The sequence below is a fragment of the Youngiibacter multivorans genome (genome assembly GCF_017873395.1).
Taxonomy (GTDB): domain Bacteria; phylum Bacillota; class Clostridia; order Clostridiales; family Clostridiaceae; genus Youngiibacter; species Youngiibacter multivorans.
In genome coordinates this window covers 63,105-83,074 of record NZ_JAGGKC010000019.1, presented here as the reverse complement: position 1 = coordinate 83,074, position 19,970 = coordinate 63,105, and the positions used below count along the sequence as shown (strand labels likewise).

The 19,970-nt window shown below is 46.5% G+C and carries 17 protein-coding genes and 1 other annotated feature; of the genes, 14 read left to right on the top strand and 3 right to left on the bottom strand.

Annotated features, from left to right (window positions below; all coding sequences use genetic code 11):
- Nucleotides 1–122: 122 nt before the first annotated feature.
- The 3 genes from J2Z34_RS11440 to J2Z34_RS11430 are packed head-to-tail and all read left to right on the top strand — an operon-like array spanning nt 123 to nt 3,445.
- Nucleotides 123–950: a Cof-type HAD-IIB family hydrolase gene (locus J2Z34_RS11440; RefSeq protein ID WP_209459998.1), complete on the top strand. Its 828-nt coding sequence runs from the start codon at nt 123–125 to the stop codon at nt 948–950.
- Nucleotides 951–952: 2 nt separating this feature from the next.
- Nucleotides 953–2,857 carry a DUF2207 domain-containing protein gene (locus J2Z34_RS11435; RefSeq protein WP_209459997.1) on the top strand — a complete coding sequence of 635 codons (1,905 nt, stop codon included), beginning with the start codon at nt 953–955 and terminating at the stop codon, nt 2,855–2,857.
- Between the two features lie 24 nt (nt 2,858–2,881).
- Nucleotides 2,882–3,445 (top strand): LemA family protein, encoded by a 564-nt coding sequence (locus J2Z34_RS11430; RefSeq protein ID WP_342453166.1) that lies wholly within the window; start codon nt 2,882–2,884, stop codon nt 3,443–3,445.
- A gap of 138 nt (nt 3,446–3,583) precedes the next feature.
- Here the strand turns inward: J2Z34_RS11430 and ilvA are convergent, their stop codons facing one another.
- From ilvA to J2Z34_RS11415, 3 genes are all read right to left on the bottom strand, one after another.
- Nucleotides 3,584–4,813 (bottom strand): threonine ammonia-lyase, encoded by a 1,230-nt coding sequence (ilvA, locus tag J2Z34_RS11425; protein ID WP_209460005.1) that lies wholly within the window; start codon nt 4,811–4,813, stop codon nt 3,584–3,586.
- A gap of 108 nt (nt 4,814–4,921) precedes the next feature.
- Nucleotides 4,922–5,153: a binding site (T-box leader), on the bottom strand.
- Between the two features lie 270 nt (nt 5,154–5,423).
- Entirely contained in the window at nt 5,424–6,428 is a 1,005-nt protein-coding gene (gene trpS / locus J2Z34_RS11420) for a tryptophan--tRNA ligase (RefSeq protein ID WP_209459995.1), read from the bottom strand.
- Nucleotides 6,429–6,559: 131 nt separating this feature from the next.
- On the bottom strand, nt 6,560–6,721 hold the full coding sequence (locus tag J2Z34_RS11415; RefSeq protein ID WP_209459994.1) for a zinc-ribbon domain-containing protein: 162 nt from the start codon (nt 6,719–6,721) through the stop codon (nt 6,560–6,562).
- A 479-nt stretch (nt 6,722–7,200) separates the two neighbouring features.
- On the opposite strand from J2Z34_RS11415, the gene J2Z34_RS11410 reads away from it, so the two are divergent.
- From J2Z34_RS11410 to J2Z34_RS11360, 11 genes are all read left to right on the top strand, one after another.
- Entirely contained in the window at nt 7,201–7,614 is a 414-nt protein-coding gene (locus tag J2Z34_RS11410) for an ATP-binding protein (protein WP_209459993.1), read from the top strand.
- Nucleotides 7,615–7,767: 153 nt separating this feature from the next.
- Nucleotides 7,768–8,988 (top strand): tyrosine--tRNA ligase, encoded by a 1,221-nt coding sequence (tyrS, locus tag J2Z34_RS11405; protein ID WP_209459992.1) that lies wholly within the window; start codon nt 7,768–7,770, stop codon nt 8,986–8,988.
- Nucleotides 8,988–9,680: a metallophosphoesterase gene (locus J2Z34_RS11400; RefSeq protein ID WP_209459991.1), complete on the top strand. Its 693-nt coding sequence runs from the start codon at nt 8,988–8,990 to the stop codon at nt 9,678–9,680. The genes tyrS and J2Z34_RS11400 overlap by 1 nt, the downstream gene beginning before the upstream one ends.
- A 178-nt stretch (nt 9,681–9,858) precedes the next feature.
- Nucleotides 9,859–11,856, top strand: a complete 1,998-nt coding sequence (gene tkt / locus J2Z34_RS11395) for a transketolase (protein ID WP_209459990.1) — start codon at nt 9,859–9,861, stop codon at nt 11,854–11,856.
- A 323-nt stretch (nt 11,857–12,179) separates the two neighbouring features.
- Nucleotides 12,180–12,785 carry an SDR family NAD(P)-dependent oxidoreductase gene (locus J2Z34_RS11390; protein ID WP_209459989.1) on the top strand — a complete coding sequence of 202 codons (606 nt, stop codon included), beginning with the start codon at nt 12,180–12,182 and terminating at the stop codon, nt 12,783–12,785.
- A 156-nt stretch (nt 12,786–12,941) separates the two neighbouring features.
- Nucleotides 12,942–13,232, top strand: coding sequence for an ArsR/SmtB family transcription factor (locus tag J2Z34_RS11385; protein WP_023388137.1), 291 nt, complete (start codon nt 12,942–12,944; stop codon nt 13,230–13,232).
- On the top strand, nt 13,229–15,745 hold the full coding sequence (locus J2Z34_RS11380) for an FAD-dependent oxidoreductase (protein WP_209459988.1): 2,517 nt from the start codon (nt 13,229–13,231) through the stop codon (nt 15,743–15,745). Before J2Z34_RS11385 ends, J2Z34_RS11380 begins: the two co-directional genes overlap by 4 nt.
- A gap of 141 nt (nt 15,746–15,886) precedes the next feature.
- On the top strand, nt 15,887–16,678 hold the full coding sequence (locus J2Z34_RS11375; protein WP_209459987.1) for a GTP pyrophosphokinase: 792 nt from the start codon (nt 15,887–15,889) through the stop codon (nt 16,676–16,678).
- A gap of 132 nt (nt 16,679–16,810) precedes the next feature.
- The gene (locus J2Z34_RS11370) at nt 16,811–17,527 is read left to right on the top strand and encodes a hypothetical protein (protein WP_209459986.1); all 717 of its coding nucleotides are present in this window, start codon (nt 16,811–16,813) and stop codon (nt 17,525–17,527) included.
- Between the two features lie 11 nt (nt 17,528–17,538).
- Entirely contained in the window at nt 17,539–18,615 is a 1,077-nt protein-coding gene (locus J2Z34_RS11365) for an ATP-binding protein (protein WP_209459985.1), read from the top strand.
- On the top strand, nt 18,602–19,960 hold the full coding sequence (locus J2Z34_RS11360) for a vWA domain-containing protein (protein WP_209459984.1): 1,359 nt from the start codon (nt 18,602–18,604) through the stop codon (nt 19,958–19,960). Before J2Z34_RS11365 ends, J2Z34_RS11360 begins: the two co-directional genes overlap by 14 nt.
- Nucleotides 19,961–19,970 lie beyond the last annotated feature (10 nt).

Below are 19,970 nucleotides of genomic sequence, written 5' to 3'. Positions count from 1 at the left end.
TACTATTTTTTTCATGCGAAGAAATACTCTGTTAATTCAAGAGGCATAAGTATAGAATTTAGACAAGGAACTATCGCGTAGCGATTTTGTACAATTGAAAGATGAAGAAATGGAGGTCGGATATGGTTAGACTAGTGGCTCTTGATATGGATGGAACCCTGCTGAACAGCAGGCTTGAGATAAGCGCAGCGAACAAGAAGGCCATAGCTCTGGCATGCGAAAACGGCGCAAGGATAGTCCTCTGCAGCGGAAGGCCGATAAAGGGTCTGGTGAAGTACATAGAGGAGCTTGGACTTTATAACGACGAAGAATTTCTGATCGGATTCAACGGTGCTCTGGTGGTACAGGCGAAGTCGAAGATGAGGGTATACGAGCAGGGTATGTCCGGAAGGGACGCTAAAATTCTTGCAAGGACAGCCTCTGAAATCGGAGCGAACTGCATTATCCATTTTTCGGACCATGCAATGACACCGGTCGAGAACTTCTATTCAACACTTGAAGCTACAGTCAACGGTATCCCGCTGGAGATAGGCGACCCTGAAACCATTGATGACGATGCAACAGTAATGAAGGTCCTTTTCCTTGACTATGAGCATATCCTTGATGGATACCTTGGAAGAATCCCTGAAGCGATACGACAGAAGCATGCGATAGTAAGGACCGCACCGTTTTTCCTGGAATTCCTCGACAAGGGGCTAAGCAAGTATTCAGCCTTGTCAGCACTTGCAAGGGAGCTTGGAATTGGGAACGAAGAGGTAATGGCAATAGGGGACTCGGAAAACGATTATGAGATGGTGAAGTATTCAGGCATTGGAGTAGCAATGGGGAATGCCACAGATTCTCTAAAAAGTGCAGCAAAGTTCATCACAAGAACTGAAGATGAAGACGGAGTAGCATATGCGCTGAACAAGATTATGAACCTCGGAATGGAAGAATTCAAAGGAGGTTGAACATGTATAAAAGATCTGTCCGCAAGACCATATGGATGGCGGTGCTGTTGATTTTATTTCTCATGCCCGTCTTCAATGCCGACGCCTCAAGCGGCACCTACGATATAACATCGTTCGATGTTCTCGTTGAGATTGCAGAAAATGGGGATGCAAAGGTCACTGAAGCCATAGAGTATTCATTCTCAGGATCCTTCAATGGAGTGCTCAGGGACATAGATTTTTCAAGGACATCAGGCATTAGCGATGTAACGGTCAGGGTGTCCCATAACGGTTCTGAAAGGACCTTCACTGTGGCGAATACAGGAGCTGCCAATACCTATGAGGCTGCAACAGAAGGAAATCTGATGAAGCTTAAGGTATATGAGAAGTCAGGGTCAGATACCAAGACATTCATATATGGCTATACACTAAAAAATGTGGTAGAAAAATACAATGACATTGCAACTTTCAACAGGAAGATAATAGACGCCAACTGGAAAGTACCACTAGAGAATGTGCGTATAACCATAAGGATCCCGGAAGGTGCTGCAAAGGAAGACCTAAAGGTATTTGCCCACGGACCTCTGACTGGAACGTCTTCCATAAAGGATGGCAGCACCTTTGAGTTTACAGTTCCGCTAGTTCAGGGAACGTTTGTTGAGACATTGGCAATATTTCCCCCTGAGCTTGTTCCTGGATCCACTAATACGTTCAACAGGGATGAGCTGCCAGCAATACTTACGAATGAACAGAAGTTAGCTGACGATGCGAACAAACTAAGAGAAGAAGCCATAAAGAAGCTTGAACGCGAAACCTTCATGAAGAACCTGAAGGGAACACTGGATCCAATTTTCATATTGGCTGCGATATTCGGGCTTGCAGCAACAGCCTATGGAAACCTGAAATTCTCCAAGGAGGTCAAGCCGCAGTTCGAGGGTGACTACTACAGGGAGCTGCCAGGCGACTATTCCCCTGCAGTAATGAGCTATCTTATGACGAAGGGAGGCACAAAACCTGAAGACATAATGGCAACACTTCTGGACCTTGCAAGAAAAAAGGTGGTCAGCCTAAACCTTGTTTCAACTACAGAAAAGGGTCTGATTTTCAAGACGACTGATGAGGTCTACAGGCTTGAATGGCGAAACAGAGAAAAATTGGACGAGCTTCGCCCACATGAAGCATTCCTTGCGGAATGGTTCATTGACAGGATAGGCGGGGGAGAAGGCCTGGACATAGACGACCTCGAGAAGATGACAAAGAAAAAGACATTCGCAAGACAGTTCGCAAAGGACTATGATAAGTTCAAGGCTTACGCTATTGATGAAGGTGAGGCACAAGGCTTCTATACCGGCAACAAGACAAATGGAATCGGTACATTCATAGCGATAGGATTTGGACTACTTATTATAGGTGGACTGGCAACATTCCTGCTCGGACCGGGCTTTGGGATAGCTGCAGGTATATCAGGTCTTCTCCTGATAACATCCATGGGTATCCAGTCAGTCAGGAAGAAGCTTACACCGTATGGCGCAGAGCAGAAGGCCATGTGGGAAGCTTTCAAGAAGTTCCTGCTGGATTTCTCGAACCTTGAAAAGGCGGACATCCCTGCAATAACCATCTGGGAGCACTATCTCGTATACGCGGTTTCACTGGGGGTTGCAAAGGAAGTCATAGACCAGCTGCCTAGAGTTTTCAGCGACAGAGACCTTTCTGATCCGAACCTCACATATATGAGGGGATATGGAAGCTATAATTCAATGTACATGATGAACCACATGGTAAGTGATACTGTAAGAAGTGTTGCTTCTGCCGTCAATACAGCCAATATCGCATCCTCCGCAATGTCTTCCGGCTCCGGCGGTGGAGGAGGTTTCTCTGGAGGGAGCTCAGGCGGCGGTGGCGGTGGCGGTGGCGGCGGAGCATTCTAGAATAATAATTAGGAGATGATAAGTGTGGGAAATGGAAGCTGGACATTACCGATAATACTGGGCATCATAGGCGTTATCCTGCTGTATGCTGTTTCTGTATACAATGGCCTCATAAGGCTGAGGAACAGGGTAAGAAACGCTTGGGCACAGATAGACGTACAACTCAAGACGAGGGCAGACCTCATTCCTAACCTTGTAGAGACAGTCAAGGGCTATGCTGAACATGAGAGGGGAACCTTCGAAGAGGTAGTAAGGGCAAGGAACCAGGCTGTAAGCGCGAAGACAGTACAGGAAGCGGCAGATGCCAACAACGTCATGACTGCAGCTCTTCAGAGGCTGATGGTAGTCGTTGAAGCTTATCCACAGCTCAAGGCAGACCAGAATTTCCTGTCCCTTCAGGCAGACCTGAAGGATACGGAAGAGAAGATCAGATACTCAAGGCAGTTCTACAATGACACTGTAATGAAGTACAACACAGACATCGAGATATTCCCGAAAAATATCTTTGCCGGAATATTCAACTTCAAGCAGGAGCCTCTATTCAAGATAGCAGAAGAAGAGAAGGCAGTTCCGAAGGTACAGTTCTGATCAGATTATAAGCAAGTAACAAGAAAGGAAGGCAGCTGAGTGAAAAGCTGCCTTCCTTTAATATGCAATTTTAAATCCTGAATCAAATATTGAAGCGTTCAAAAAACAGTATTTGATAAAAAAACAGGACATCAGGCCTCAATAGACTTTCCGGACCTTGTAGCCCATCCTGGAGAGTTCACACTGTATTTCCTCGATATGGGCGTGACCGCTTGTTTCGCATGTCACTTCAAGCTCTACATTCATGAAGCGGTCTGTGTTCTTGAACTGGTTGTGGTCAAGGCCTATGACATTGGCATTGAGTCGTGCGAGGACCTCTGAGATCCTCAGGAGTTCTCCCGGCTTATCAGGAAGCTCGACGCTGAAGCAGAAGAGCCTTCCGCGTGAGACAAGTCCTTTGTTGATCATGGTTGATACTGTCACCACGTCGATATTGCCTCCGCTGACGACGCAGACAACATTCTTGTTGAACATGTGAAGCCTTTTAAGTCCGGCGATTGAAACCGCTCCTGAGTTCTCTGCAACCAACTTGTGCTTCTCGAGCATCATGAGGAAGGACTCCATTATTTCGCGGTCACTGACAGTGACTATCTCGTCAACATATTCACGGATGATTTCAAAAGTCAGGTCACCAGGCCTCTTAACGGCAACGCCATCCGCAATTGTGTCGACATGGGTCAGGCATACTACCTTGTCCTGCTTGACCGATGACTTCATGGCCATAGCCCCCTCAGGTTCGACACCAATGATCTTGATTGATGGCTTCAGCGCTTTCATGGCCAGAGCGATTCCGCTGATAAGTCCACCACCACCTATTGGAACCAGTACGACATCAACATCATTAAGCTCTTCATAGATTTCCACACCTATCGTTCCCTGACCTTCTATTACACCCAGGTCATCGAATGGATGGATAAAGACGCTGTCCTGCTCTTTCTGTATTCTCATGGCTTCTTCGTAGGCTTCGTCGTAACAGTCGCCTGCAAGAACCACATTGGCACCGTGGCTTCGAGTAGCTTCAACTTTGATGATTGGAGTTGTCTTTGGCATTACGATTGTAGCTTTGACACCCAGAAGCTTGCTTGCCAATGCCACACCCTGAGCGTGGTTTCCTGCAGATGAAGCAATGACACCCTTTGACTTTTCTATGTCGGTAAGTTGAGCGATTTTATTATAAGCGCCACGGATCTTGAATGCACCTGTCACCTGCAGGTTTTCAGGTTTTATGAAGACATGGTTGCCGCATTCTTCACTAAAGACCTCACTATAAATCAGAGGTGTTTCACGGATCACAGGTTTGAGAGTTTCTCTTGCGGCATGAAAATTCATTTTGTCCTGATAGTTCACTTTTTTTCTTTCGTTAAGCATTTCCATTTCCTAACCTCCAATTAATAGTTGAATGTAATATTATTGAATCGCTCCACAAGCACTGATCATGAGAATGTTTTTTTAAAATAAAAACCGTCCTCTCATATATGAAAGGACGGATAATTCCGCGGTACCACCTTAATTGCACGAATGCCACTCAAAAGCTCTATCAAGCTTCGGGCCCATAACGGAGCCTACCGGGGACACTTACTTGCGAAATTACGCTTTGGGTATTCCAGCTCAGGATGATTTCAAAAAACTCGTCTCGCGTCGACTTTCACCATGTGCCGACTCTCTTTAGCGACCGTTTGAATTTCTCTTTTCCTATCATAGCGATGTAAATATTGATATATTGTTATGAATAATACCATAATGTTGTGAGTCCTACAAGTAATTCATTTATTATTTAGAAATTTATTTATTGTTTATATAACTTTTTGAAAATTGTTAAACTCAAAATTATCGAAAACTACATTTTTTTGGAAATAATATTGTTTCAGTGCAAAATGACAAATCAACTGTCAATGTCCTGACAGTTGATTATGATTTTTCATATCATTTTATTAATAGAGTATTGCCTTACCGAAGACCGATTAGCGATTGCCTCTATTTATCTTGGGACGAGTCCTATCTTTTTCTGCATCTTCCTGAGGGTCTTCTGAGCTTCATAGGATGCCCTTTCAGCGCCCTTCTTGTAGATCTCTTCAAGCTTTGACTTTTCTGATAGGAGCTCCCTGACCTTCGCCTGTACTGGTGTGAATTCATCGACCAGAGCATCGGCAACTGCAGCCTTGAAGTCAGCGTAGCCCTTACCATTGAACATCTCGACTACTTCATCAGGCTTGTAGCCCTTCAACGCGCATAGTATGTTCACCAGGTTCTTTACTCCCGGTTGTTCATCAGTATAGTTAACGACTCCAATGGAATCTGTGACGGCCCTTGATATCTTCTTCCTTATGACTTCAGGCTTGTCCATTATAAGGATGAAGGAGTTCGGGTTGTCATCCGACTTTGACATCTTCCTTGAAGGATCCTGAAGGTCCATTATCTTGGCTGCTTCCTTCGGTACTATGACATCAGGCAGCACGAAGGTGTCTGAGTACATGCTGTTGAACCTCTGGGCTATGTCCCTTGCAAGCTCCACATGCTGCTTCTGGTCTACGCCGACCGGTACCGCATCAGCCTGATACAGGAGTATGTCAGCTGTCATCAGAACCGGATAGTTGAAAAGACCGGAACTTATTGCTTCATTGTCCTTGACCTTCGCTGTCTTGTCCTTATACTGGGTCATCCTCGAAAGCTCTCCCATGTTTGTTATGCAGGTGAGAAGCCAGGATGCCTCCGAATGTGCGGGTACGTGTGACTGTATGAACAGCGTGCACTTTTCAGGATCAATTCCTGACGCTATGTATATGGCAAGGATCTCAAGAGTCCTCTTCCTGAGCTCGGCAGGTTCCTGCTTTACTGTAATTGCATGCAGGTCTACGATGCTGTAGAAGCATTCGTATTCCTCCTGGAGCGTAGCCCAGTTCTTTATCGCGCCCAGATAGTTTCCTAAAGTAAGATCCCCTGACGGCTTTACTCCGCTGAAGATCCTTTTCTTCCTTGTTTCCATGAGATGCCTCCATTTTCAAATTACTTGTTCTTACCAATCTATATTATCACCTGTTAAGTCTGTAGACAACCTGACAGAAAACATGGAAAAGGCGACAAAAAAACGGCCAGTATTCTGGCCGTTTCCGTTTACTACCTTCTGCCGTCGAACTTCTGGTTCTTTCTTGCTCTTCTGCAGTCAGGACATCTTACTGGCTCGTTCTCGAACCCCTTTTCCTTGTAGAATTCCTGCTCACCAACTGTGAATACGAATTCCTGGTTGCAGTCTCTGCAGATGATCTTCTTGTCTTCCATTTTTCTTTTCCTCCTTAGCAACAGTTTTTTCTTAGAATTATCTGACGCTAAGGTCTATGGATTAATTCCTGGAAATGAACTGTACTTTGTGATATTTTACCTCTTCAGGCACCTTTATTATATCAGATTGAGAAAAACATGTGAAGATAAAACGTGAAAAATATGACATTATTTGTTTTGGCTGTTTTTAAGTACAAATTAAGGATTTTTTACAAAATTTGCAGGTTTTACTGACTATATGGCAAGCAATAGCTTAGTTTGTTCTCATATTGAAATAATTGCTAGTGATTTGGAATACGATTACCTGATCAGAAATCCAGCTGAATTGAGAATTGGTTTCATTAAAAGATGAACTGATCAGGTGCTCAAAAAAGTTCTGAAAAAGTGGCTTCTGGTTTGACTTAATTTTCTGATAATCATATAATGTTAGTAAGGTTAAAGGTTTACAACTTATAATATATTTAAGGGGTGTGGTTGACATGATACAGGTTATTTATGGCAAGAGAGGCTCGGGGAAGAGCAAAAGAATGGTATCTCTTGCCAATGAACAGGTAAAGTCGGCAAAGGGGACAGTAGTCTACATTGACGATGACAACAGGGCGATCCACGAACTGGACAGGCACATCAGATTCATTAACACCGAAGATTTTGAACTCAAGGACTACAAGGCGATATACGGATTCCTATCAGGAATAATTTCCACAAACTATGACGTAGAGACAATATTCGTAGACGGTCTCTTCAACACGCTGGATAAGAAGGATGAGACAACAGAGAAGGTATTCAACAAGCTCCAGCAGTTTTCTGAGAAGCATAACGTTAACCTTATGATTACAATGCATGACGAGGGTGAACTCGGCACAAGTGATTTGGAAAAGTTCAAGGTCATCTGATCCTTTTTGATAAAAAAGCCCGAAGGGGCTTTTTTTTGCCTATAATGCCACGTGAGGCTGGTCACCTGACTTTCTTAAACTACTGGTGCTATTCACAAAATCAGGTTTTGCAGATATACTATTAAGGATAAAGATTGCTTAGGAGGAATAAAGATGAGCGTTTTCGAGGAGCTTCAGAGAAGAGGCTACATTAAACAGATGACTCATGAGGAAGAGATAAGGGACCTTTTGGAAAATGACAGGGTCACTTTCTATATAGGCTTCGACCCGACTGCAGACAGCCTTCACGTGGGGCATTTCATAGCCCTGATGTTCATGGCTCATATGCAAAGGGCGGGACACAGGCCCATAGCACTTCTTGGAGGTGGTACCGCCATGATCGGAGATCCTTCGGGAAAGACCGACATGAGGTCCATGATGACTAAGGAAACCATAGCAGATAATGCAGCTGCGATTAAGAAGCAGATGGAGAAGTTCATAGATTTCTCCGATGACAAGGCCATCCTTGCAAACAATTCAGACTGGCTGCTTAACCTGAATTATGTCGATTTCCTGAGGGATGTAGGAGTGCATTTTTCAGTCAACAACATGCTAAGGGCAGAAAGCATAAAGCTGAGGCTTGAGAAGGGTCTTTCCTTCCTGGAGTTCAACTACATGCTGATGCAGGGGTATGACTTCCTGTACCTGAACCAGAACTATGGCTGCACCATGCAGCTTGGCGGTGACGACCAGTGGTCCAACATGCTTGCAGGAGCTGACCTTATCAGAAGGAAGGAAAGAAAGCCGGCTTATGCAATGACATGTGCTCTTCTGACCAACTCACAGGGCCAGAAGATGGGCAAGACAGTGAATGGCGCTCTTTGGCTTGATGCTGAAAAGACCTCGGTCTACGACTTCTACCAGTACTGGAGGAACGTTGACGACGCCGATGTGTTCAAGTGCCTGAGGCTTCTTACATTCGTGCCTGTAGAGGACATCGATGCAATGGAAAGCGCAGAAGGAGTCAACATCAACGAGTACAAGAAGGTCCTCGCTTACGAGATAACCAAGAACGTGCATGGAGCGGATGAGGCTGAAAAGGCTAAGAGTGCTGCAGAAGCATTGTTTGAGAAGGGCGGAGACATGAGCAATGTCCCTACCATAGAAATTACCGCTGAAGACCTTGAAGGAACGCTCCTGGACATCCTCGTAAAGGGTGGAGTTTTCCCGTCCAAGGCAGAGGGAAGAAGGAACATTGCGCAGGGCGGAGTGACCATAAAGGACCAGAAGGTGGCGGATCCAATGCATAAGCTTGCCTTGAGCGATTTCGAGGAGGATTCCGTGCTTGTCAAGAAGGGCAAGAAGCACTTCTACAGGATCCTGTTGAACAGATAATGGCACTGTATGCAATCTCGGACCTTCACCTTTCCTTGTCAGGCGAGAAGCCAATGGATGTATTCTCTGATGTCTGGAAAGACCATCAGCAGAAGATAGAGGACAACTGGAGAGAAATTGTAAGGGATTCCGATACGGTACTTATGGCAGGCGACCTTTCATGGTCACTGAGGATGGATTCCGGAAAGCAGGACCTTGACTATCTGTCAGGCCTTCCCGGAAGGAAGATACTCATCAAGGGAAACCACGATTACTGGTGGAAGGGCATAACAAAGCTCAACAGCATGTATCCTGACATAGACTTCATACAGAATAACAGCTTCCTGTGGGATGGTTATGCTGTATGCGGTTCCAGAGGCTGGATGATACCAGGAAGTGCAACCTTTGATGAGGAGAACGACAGGAAGATATTCGAAAGGGAGCTCATCAGGATGAGGCTTTCCCTGGAATCCGCGAAAAGGGTGGCGGACAATGGAATAATCGCAATGATACACTACCCGCCGACCAATGAAACATTTCAGGATTCAGCCTTCACAGACCTCTTTGAGGAGTACTGCGTGGAGAAGGTCATCTACGGACATCTTCACGGGAATGCACTGAAGAGAGTGATGGAGGGAACTCGCAAGGGTGTGGAATATATCCTCACTTCATGCGACCATATCGGCTTCAGGCCGGTATTGATAAAGGAATAGACATATATACAGGACCTCTGTTTTGATATGCAGGGGTCCTTTTTCTTACAGAATACACTTGAATCATTTCATAATTCATATGAACTTTTCTGAAAAAAATTGCCAAGCTATGATATAATAGTTGTGGATTATACTCGTTTACTGAAAAAAATTTCTAATATCGATACGGAGGATGAAAATGTTTAACGAAAAAGACACGCTTTCAATCAATGCCGTTAGGGCACTGTCCATCGAAGCCGTTCAGAAGGCAAACTCAGGACATCCTGGCCTTCCGCTTGGTGCTGCACCTTTTGCGTATGTGCTTTGGACAAGGAGCATGAACCACAATCCGAAGAATCCTACATGGTTCAACAGGGACAGGTTCGTTCTTTCAGCAGGACATGGCTCGGCACTGCTCTACAGCCTTCTCCATCTTTCAGGCTACGACCTTTCTCTTGAGGAAGTGAAGAACTTCAGACAGTGGGGATCAAAGACTCCAGGTCATCCTGAGTTCGGCCATACTGTCGGAGTAGAAGCAACTACAGGTCCACTTGGACAGGGAATCGCCATGGCTGTAGGAATGGCAATGGCTGAAAGCCACCTCGGAGCAAAGTACAACAGGGAAAACTTCAATGTGGTAAACCACCACACATATGTACTCTGCGGAGACGGAGACCTTATGGAGGGTGTATCAGGCGAAGCTTCATCCCTTGCAGGTCACCTGAAGCTTGGAAAGCTCGTTATACTTTATGATTCGAATGACATTTCACTTGATGGAAGACTTAACAAGTCATTCTCCGAGAATATAAAGGGCAGATATGAGGCATATGGCTGGCAGTATCTTAGAGTTGAGGATGCTAACGACCTTGAGGGAGTGGAGCATGCGATAACACTTGCCAAGGAAGAGACAGAGAAGCCTACGATCATAGAGATCAAGTCCGTAATAGGAATAGGCTCACCAGATGCAGGAACATCGAAGGTCCACGGATCACCGCTGGGAGCAGAGGGTGTCAAAAAGACCAAGGAATTCTTCAACTACAACTACGGTGAGTTCGAAGTTCCAGAGACAGCTTACGAAACATTCACAAGCAATATTGAATCGGTTGGCGTAAAGGCGAATGAAGCCTGGAACGACCTGTTCACTCAGTACAGGGCAAACTATCCGAAGCTCGCGGAAGAGCTGACTGCCTCAATCGCAGGGAAGCTTCCGGAAAACTGGGAGAAAGAGTTCCCAATGTACGAAGCCGGCAAGAAGGTAGCTACAAGGAATTCCTCAGGAGAGATAATCAACTATATCTCCAAGAAGGTTCCAAGCTTCTTCGGAGGTTCAGCTGACCTTGCAGGCTCAAACAAGACTAACGTCAAGGGAGTCGCAGACTTCTCCGCAGAGAGCTATGAAGGAAAGAATATCTGGTTCGGAGTAAGGGAATTCGCGATGGGAGCAGCTATGAACGGTATTGCTCTCCATGGTGGACTTAAAGTATACGGAGGAACATTCTTCGTATTCGCTGACTATGTGAGACCGGCAATGAGACTGTCAGCACTCATGGGACTTCCTGTGACATATGTGTTCACCCACGATTCAATAGCAGTTGGTGAAGACGGACCGACACATGAGCCTGTAGAACACCTTCCATCTCTCAGGGCAATGCCCGGACTGTCAGTCATAAGGCCTGCAGACGGAAACGAGTCCATAGCAGCATGGAAGCTGGCCCTTGAATCAAAGGACCAACCGACAGTTCTTGTACTCACAAGGCAGGACCTGAAGACTCTTCCTTCGACAGCTGATACTGCAATCGCAGGAGTTGAAAAGGGAGCATATATTGTATCCCCTGCAAAGAAGGAAACAGCCGATGCTCTGATACTTGCAACTGGCTCAGAGGTTCCACTGGCATACGAGGCTCAGCAGGCGCTCCTTTCAGAAGGAATAGACGTATCTGTTGTATCGATGCCTTCATGGGACAGGTTTGAGAAGCAGTCCAGGGAATACAGGGATTCAGTCATCGACCCTAAGGTAAAGAAGAGGGTTGGAGTAGAGATGGCAAATCCACTCGGATGGGAAAGATATATTGGAGACGAGGGAGTCATGATAGGAATAAGCACCTTCGGAGCATCAGCACCAGAGAGCGTAGTCCTTGAAAAGTACGGCTTCTCAGTTGCAAATGTTGTTGAAAAGGTAAAATCCTTAGTTAAATAGTATAATTAGGTCCTGCTTTATCAGGATCCTGGACCCCGCATGAGCGGGGTCCTTTATATTTAGGCTGCATTTCTCGCCATGCAAGAAAACGTTTCCTTTATACTGAAAGGATTGAGGAATATAATGGGTATAGAACATGGATTCATTTAGGAGGGATTGCAGTGGGATATACCATGATAACCGGAGCGACAAGCTTAAATAGGCTATGAGCTTATGAAACTCTTCGCAAAGGATGGAAATGACCTGGTTCTGGTTGCAAGAAGCCGTGAAAAGCTAGAAAGCATAAAGGAATTCTACAGAAAAAGTATGGGATCGACATAATTATGATTGTCAAAGACCTGTCCAGAACAGGGGCATCCAGGGAGGTTTTTGACGAAGTGTCAGGTTTGGGGATAAAAATTGAGAACCTTGTTAACAATGCCGGCATAGGATTCTATGGATTGTTCCATGAGCTGGACCTCTCTCTGACGACTGACCTTCTTAATCTGAACATAATTGCCCTTACGGAGCTTACAAGGCTAATGCTTCCAGGAATGGTTCAGGAAGGACACGGTATGGTCCTTAACACAGCTTCGACAGCAGCATTCCAACCGGGACCTCTCATGGCATCATACTATGCATCCAAAGCATACGTGCTTAGTTTGTCCGAAGCTCTGTCATATGAGCTGGAGGGCACTGGTGTTACTATAACGGCCCTTTGCCCTGGTCCGACAACAACGGACTTCCAGCGGAAGGCTAAGGTGTCAAGGACCAATGTAGCCAACAGGTTTAAGATGTCGGCAGCCGCAGTTGCCGAGGAAGGCTACAAAGGGTTGATGAAGGGGAAAAGCATTGTAGTTGCAGGTCCATTCAACAAGGCGATTCCGGTGATGTCAAAGCTAGTCCCAAGGTTTGTCGTGGCTCGGGCGGTGAAAAAGCTTAATACATGATGGCTGTTCTGCCGATATGTCAAAATATGGGGACGGTTGTTGAATATTTGTACGAGAAGTAGGGTGTAATTTGTGAAAAAATTACGCGTTAAATTGTTGACAAATATATTTTAAAAACGTAATATTAGAATGTATTAATTGAGGGAGAGGGGATATATGGACAACAACCTTGATCAGCTGGAAAGACCGGCCGAGATAATGCGGGTTCTCGGACATCCTGTAAGGCTCTGCATCGCCAGAGGGCTTATAAGGGAGAACGGGTGCAACGTGAGCTTCATGCAGGAATGTCTGGACATACCACAGTCGACCATATCTCAGCACATAAGAAGCCTTAAGGCAGCAGGGATCATAGAGGGCGAAAGAAAAGGCACGGAAATAACGTACAGGGTCGTAAGCGAGACGGCCAAGGATATAATAAGAATACTTGATCTGGAGGAGAAGAAATGAGTAAGAAGACAGTAATCGTAGGTGGAGTAGCAGGTGGAGCAACCGTAGCGGCAAGGCTCAGAAGGCTCGATGAGAACATGGAAATAGTGATGTTTGAGAAGGATGAGTTCATATCCTTTGCAAACTGCGGACTTCCATACCATATCGGAGAGGTCATAAAGGACAGGAGCAAGCTCCTGCTTCAGACACCAAAGGCAATGAAGGACAGGTTCGAGCTGGATGTAAGGGTATTCAGCGAGGTCGTGAAGGTTGACCCTGTTGCAAAGACTGTGACTGTCAACTCAAAGGACAGGGGAACCTACGAGGAGTCCTATGACTACCTTGTACTTTCACCAGGCGCATCACCGATGAAGCCTCCTATCAAGGGAATAGATTCGAAGAAGGTCTACTCACTAAGGAACATTCCTGACACAGATGCAATAAAGGCTGTGGTAGACAAGAATACAAAGGCTACTGCAATAGTAATCGGCGGAGGCTTCATAGGAGTCGAGGCTGCTGAGAACATGGTCGAGAGAGGACTTAATGTAATCCTCGTAGAGGCTGTACCTCATATACTTGCACCGTTTGATTCAGAACTTTCCATGATTGCCGAGGCTGAGATGGAGTCAAGGGGAGTAGAGCTTCACCTTGGAGACGGAGTCAGCGAGTTCATTGAAGAGGGTAACAAGATATCTGTAAAGCTTGCTTCAGGAACAGTCCTGACTGGTGATTTCGTGGTTGCTGCAATCGGAGTAAAGCCTGAGACTGGCTTCCTGAAAGATTCTGGCATAACTATAGGGCCAAGGGGACATATTGTTACAGATGACCACATGAGGACAAACTTCGAGAATGTCTATGCAGCTGGAGATGCCGCTGAGATAGTTGACTTCATGACAAAGGGAAGGACAGCCATTCCACTCGCAGGACCAGCCAACAGGCAGGGAAGGATCATTGCTGACAACATAGCTGGAATCGACAGGACATATCTTGGATCAATGGGAACATCAATACTTAAGGTTTTTGATATGACTGCTGCAGCTACCGGAATGAACGAAAGAAATGCAAAGAGAGCTGGAATACCTGTAAGGGCCATATTCATACATCCAAACAGCCATGCTACCTACTATCCTGGAGCTACCCAGCTTTCAGCCAAGCTTGTATTCACTGAGGACGGCAAGGTCCTTGGAGCGCAGGCTGTCGGATATGACGGAGTAGACAAGCTGATAGATGTTATAGCAACTGCAATAAAGTTCGGGGCCACAGTTGATGACCTTGCAGAGCTTGAGCTTGCATATGCACCACCATTCCTCTCAGCTAAGTCCCCAGCCAACATGATGGGATTTGTAGCTCAGAATACCCTTGAGGGACTTGCTGACAACAGGACAATTGATGAGTTCAATGCTGAGTTTGACCCGGCTACAATGATTCTTCTCGATGTAAGGGATCAAATAGAAATTGACAACGGAAGCATCGAAGGCATGATCCACATCTCTCTTAACAGCCTTAGGGCAAGGATGTCGGAGCTTCCTAAGGACAAGCTCATATGGATCTACTGCCAGGTTGGACTAAGAGGCTACATCGCTTCCAGGCTATTGAACCAGCACGGATTCACTACAAAGAACCTTTCCGGAGGATACAAGCTCATTAACTTCGCAAAGTTCAAGCCTTCGAAGAAGGACGGCAATGATGGCGGAGTCGGTGGAGGAAAGACCGGCCCTTTTGAGGGAGCCGGGATCGGCGCCCCCGGCACAGCTACTGAGGAGCCAGACAGGATTTCAAAGACAGTTGAGCTTGATGCCACAGGACTCTGCTGTCCGGGACCTCTCATGAGGGTAAAGTCATCTGTAGACAGCATGGAAAAAGGTGACAGACTGGACATCACAGCTTCAGACATGGGCTTCTATGAGGATATCAAGGCATGGGCCAAGAGGACCGGAAACGAGCTGATTTCAGTTAAGAAGGACAAGGGACTCATCAAGGCCAGCATCAGGAAGGGTCTTTACGATGATGACAGCGAAACTGAGATAGGCTGCTCAGGATCCTATGCAGCAATGCAGCCGGTCAAGGACAACAAGACCATGATAATCTTCTCAGGAGACCTGGACAAGGCGATAGCAGCATTCATCATAGCCAATGGAGCAGCCTCCATGGGCAAGAAGGTAACCATGTTCTTCACATTCTGGGGAATAAACATCCTCAGGAAGGAAAACAGCGGACCAGTAAAGAAGACATTTATCGAGAACGCATTCGGAATGATGATGCCTAAGGGCTCAAAGAAGCTGGGACTTTCGAAGATGCACATGGGCGGACTCGGACCGATGATGATCAGGAAGATAATGGAGGACAAGAACGTCCACTCCCTTGAGGACCTCATCAAGTCTGCCATAGACAGCGGAGTTGAGGTTGTCGCATGCCAGATGAGCATGGACCTTCTCGGACTTAAGGAAGAGGAGCTCATCGACGGAATAAAGCTCGGAGGAGTAGGCTACATGCTCTCCGAATCCGAGGATTCCAACGCCACACTGTTCATATAGCTAAAGCAAAGACTCTCCGGTATCTGAGGATTCCCTCCGGTACCTGGAGGGTCTTTTTTTTAAGGGTATTAAAACAAATGTCAAAGTTTGCTATAATTGACAGAGTAAGTGCTATAGTTAGGGAGTAAAGAGGTGATTGGTATGTCCGGAACGGATTGGAAGACCTTTTTGATACCATACGACCAGGCTGTTGAAGAGCTTAAGGTCAAGCTCAGGTTCATCAGGACAGAATACAGGAGGAGGAACGAGTATTCCCCCATCGAGTTCATCACAGGTAGGGTGAAGGAGATATCCTCCATGCTTGAAAAGGCGAACAAATTCAACATCCCCCACGACAGGCTGAGGTTTGAGCTGGAAGACATAGCAGGCATAAGGATAATGTGCCAGTTCGTCGATGACATAGAAACTGTCGTAAACATAATAAGAAAGCGCAGCGACATGCAGATCATGTACGAAAAGGACTATATCAGCAATGTGAAGCCCTCAGGCTACAGGAGCTACCATGTCGTGATAAAGTATCCCGTAAACATGGCGGGAGGTGTCACGGAAATCATAGCGGAAATCCAGATCAGGACACTTGCAATGAATTTCTGGGCAGTCACCGAGCATTCACTCAACTACAAGTACAAGGCCCACATACCGGAACACATCAGGGGCAAACTGAAGACTGCTGCTGAATCCTCTTACCAGCTGGACCAGGTAATGATGGACATCAAGGATGAGATAAAGGATGCGCAGAAGCTTTTCGAGGTGAAGTCAGCCATGATATCAAGCATAATGAGCGACATACTGTCTCTCATGTCCATGGGAAGGTCGCAGGAGGCCGCAAGGTTCCAGGTGTCTCTGAACAAGCTTATTGAGTATGGTGGAGTTACAGAGCTTAACTACCTTCAGGAGAATGTGAAGAGAGAGCTTGACAAGCACAGACAGTAGCTGTCTGCTGAAGGCTAAGAGAAACTACGGCAGAGATGCCGTTTTTTCACGGCCTCGCTTCAGTTGTATCCAATTAATTGATATAATGTAAGCTGAGCAGATGAAAAAGATCAGGTAAATGAGGAGCAGGTTATGAGAAACGAGCTGGATGATATAGAAAAGGTAAGGAAAAACGGCAATGAGATAAGGCATATACAGGATCCGGGCATCGAAACCATGAGGGAGGCCGTGAGAAAGACGCCAGGCTCGATCAGGCACATAAAGGATGCTCCTGAGGAGATCAGGCTGCTGGCAGTAAAGGCAGGCTGGAACAGCCTTAAGTACATCAAGGACCCGTCGTATGAGGTCATGATGGCTGCTGTTACTAACAAGGGCTGGGCCATACAGTATATCAGGAAGCCTGACCTGATGCTAAAGCTTGCAGCTGTCAAAAGGGATTACGATGCCATACAGTACATACAGGACCCCGAGTGCGAGGTGCAGGTGGCTGCAGTAAAGAACTACTGGAGCGCGCTGAAATTCATCAAGGAGCCCTGCCTGGAGGCAAGGAAGGAAGCGCTGAAGGCAAGCGAGCAGGCCATAACCTACATCAAGGGCTATGACGATGAGGAGCTCAGGGAGTATCTAAGGCTGAACATCAGGATAGCCAAGTACCTTTATGACAGCCTGGACATGGATTTCCTTCTGGAAGTACTCACAGGTGTGTTTTCAAGGGATGATGTCACTGAAAGGTATATCAGGGATTTCATGGAACTGCAGGTGCTTGACATGAACAAGGTTGATTTCATAAACGAGTATGGGTCGAAGGCTGCTAAGATGAAGCTTATCGACTACGTGCTGTCGAGATAGGAGGCAAGGTAATGAACTACAAGGAGACACTTGAGGCTCTGGACCTTGCGGTCCTGTCAGGAGCTGTGCCGCTTATCATAGGAGAGAGCGGAATAGGAAAGACCTCGCTGATCAGGGAATACGCCCAGGAAAAGGGACTTTATCTCGTAAACATAGACGCGAATCTTCTGAAGGAAGGCGAGATCGGAGGACTTCCGACTGTAGTGGGAGGAAGGACCAGATACGCCACACATCATAAGCTGACTGAAATCGACGAATATCTTGAAAAGAGCGAAGGCTCTGTTCTTCTTTTCATAGACGAGATCAACAGGTGCGACCACTCTGTGCAGCAGGAGCTGATGAACCTGATACTTAACAGGGAAATCAACGGATACAGGCTTTCTGAACGCGTAGTTGTAGCAGCTGCAATGAATCCATCTAACAGGATGGAGGATTTCTCCGAGACAGACTACCAGGTGGTCGACATGGACCCAGCCCAGGAAGACAGGTTCGTCTGGTTCAACATGGATAGTGATCCAAAGGAATGGATCAGATGGGGTATGGAGGATGGAGAAATCCACGATCTGGTAATTCAGTTCATATCTCAATTCCGTGAATACCTGAACTACAAGCCTCAGGATGAATTCATCAGGTCCACACCAAGAAGCTGGGAAAGGGTTTCACAGGCACTTAAGGTTGCCGAGATGCGTGACATAGACCAGAAGACCCTATACAACGTGGTAAAGGGAAACGTCGGGATGAAGGTTGCACAGGATTTTATGGCGTTCATTGAGGACAATAGGAATCCATTGGTCTCACCTGATGACCTGTTCTCGATGGAAGTTCTCAGTCAGTTCGTGAAGGATGAAATCTCCCAGGCAAGCCATTCAAGGCTCTATATCCTTGCTAAGAACATGATCCTGTACCTGAGGGACCATATGGAACCGATCTTTGCTGACAGATACTCAGAGGTCCTGAACCTTATGCCAAAGGACCTGAGGATCTCAGTCATGAAGGAGATAAGGGCTGACTACGGTGACGTATATCCTCTTCTCCTCAATTCAGATACCTTCATAGAAGGCTTCTTCCAGTGCTATGGCAGATCTTAATTTCCACAAGGACTTAAGGGACAGAGATGCCATATCGGCAAGGAGAAGGGAGCTTCTTTCCGATGCAGTGGCTTTTACAGAATCCGGAAGCCTGAGGAAGGGATTCAGCAGGGATTTCCTAAGGTATCTGGACGAGCTCTCCTTCAGGATGGTAACGAGCGGTGAGGACTACTATGCCCTTTTCCTTTCAAGGACGATAAGGGAGATTGATTTCACCCTGACCTATCCGACTGCAAGCGTCATGAGGAAGGGCAGTGTCGTGTTCATGTTCAATCCGCTTAGCTTCCTATTTCTTGAGGAGCTTGAGGCAAGGGCAATGATAAAGCATGAGATATACCATATCATACTCAAGCACCACTCACGGGAGAAGGTCCTCAAGAACAAGTACCAGAAGCTTGCAATAAGCCTTGGGATGGATATTTCGGTGAACCAGTACATCACGAACCTTCCGCATTTTGCTGAAAGGATAAATTCTGTCAATGTGAGGTTCAACCTGAACCTAAGGACAAATGAGACACTGGAGTTCTATGTTGAATCAATTCATGAGGCCATGATGAAGATGGACAGGAAAGACCTGGACATGAAGAAGGAGAACGGTATCGACATCGAAACTGCACATGACAGGTGGGCTGAGTCTGAAACAGAGGACGAGGACAGGTCAAGGGAGACCATAAAGGCTATACTTTCCCATGCAGGGGACAAGGGTGTGCCGGGGGAGATCCTGAAGATCCTGGAGACGGGAGGAAAGGGAAGGATCAACTGGCAGAGCAGCGTAAGGCGAGCCCTCCGTACAGTTCCCAAGGGCAGGAGGAAAACTGTTGCGAGGCTTGACAGGAGACAGCCTGACAGGCTGGACCTTAAGGGAGAGCTAAGGGACTTCGCTCCTGACATAACAGTTGCACTGGACATTTCAGGCAGCATAACAGACAAGGATATGAACGGCTTCCTTACGGAGATGCTGATGCTTACCAGGCAGCACGATGCGCCGATACGGGTCCTTGAATGCGACAATGAGGTCAGGAGAGACTACATGATAAGGAGCATCAAGGACATAAGGCCGCTCCTTGACAGGCGCGGAGGCACCAGGTTCTCACCGGTATTCGAATACATCAAGGAGAAGAATCTGAGGTCCACGTTCCTTGTCTACTTCACTGACGGTGAAGGCGAGGAACATCTTACAATCTCACCTGTGCACTTCAGGACCCTGTGGGTGGTCCTGGGCAGCTCCATATCACTGAAGGATCCCAGAGGTGATGTGTTCATCCTAAAGGAAGACAGGGAGGAGGTAGACAGGACCTACGGACTTCAGGTAATGAGGACACTGTTGCATGAGTGGGCAAGATAGAATAGACTTA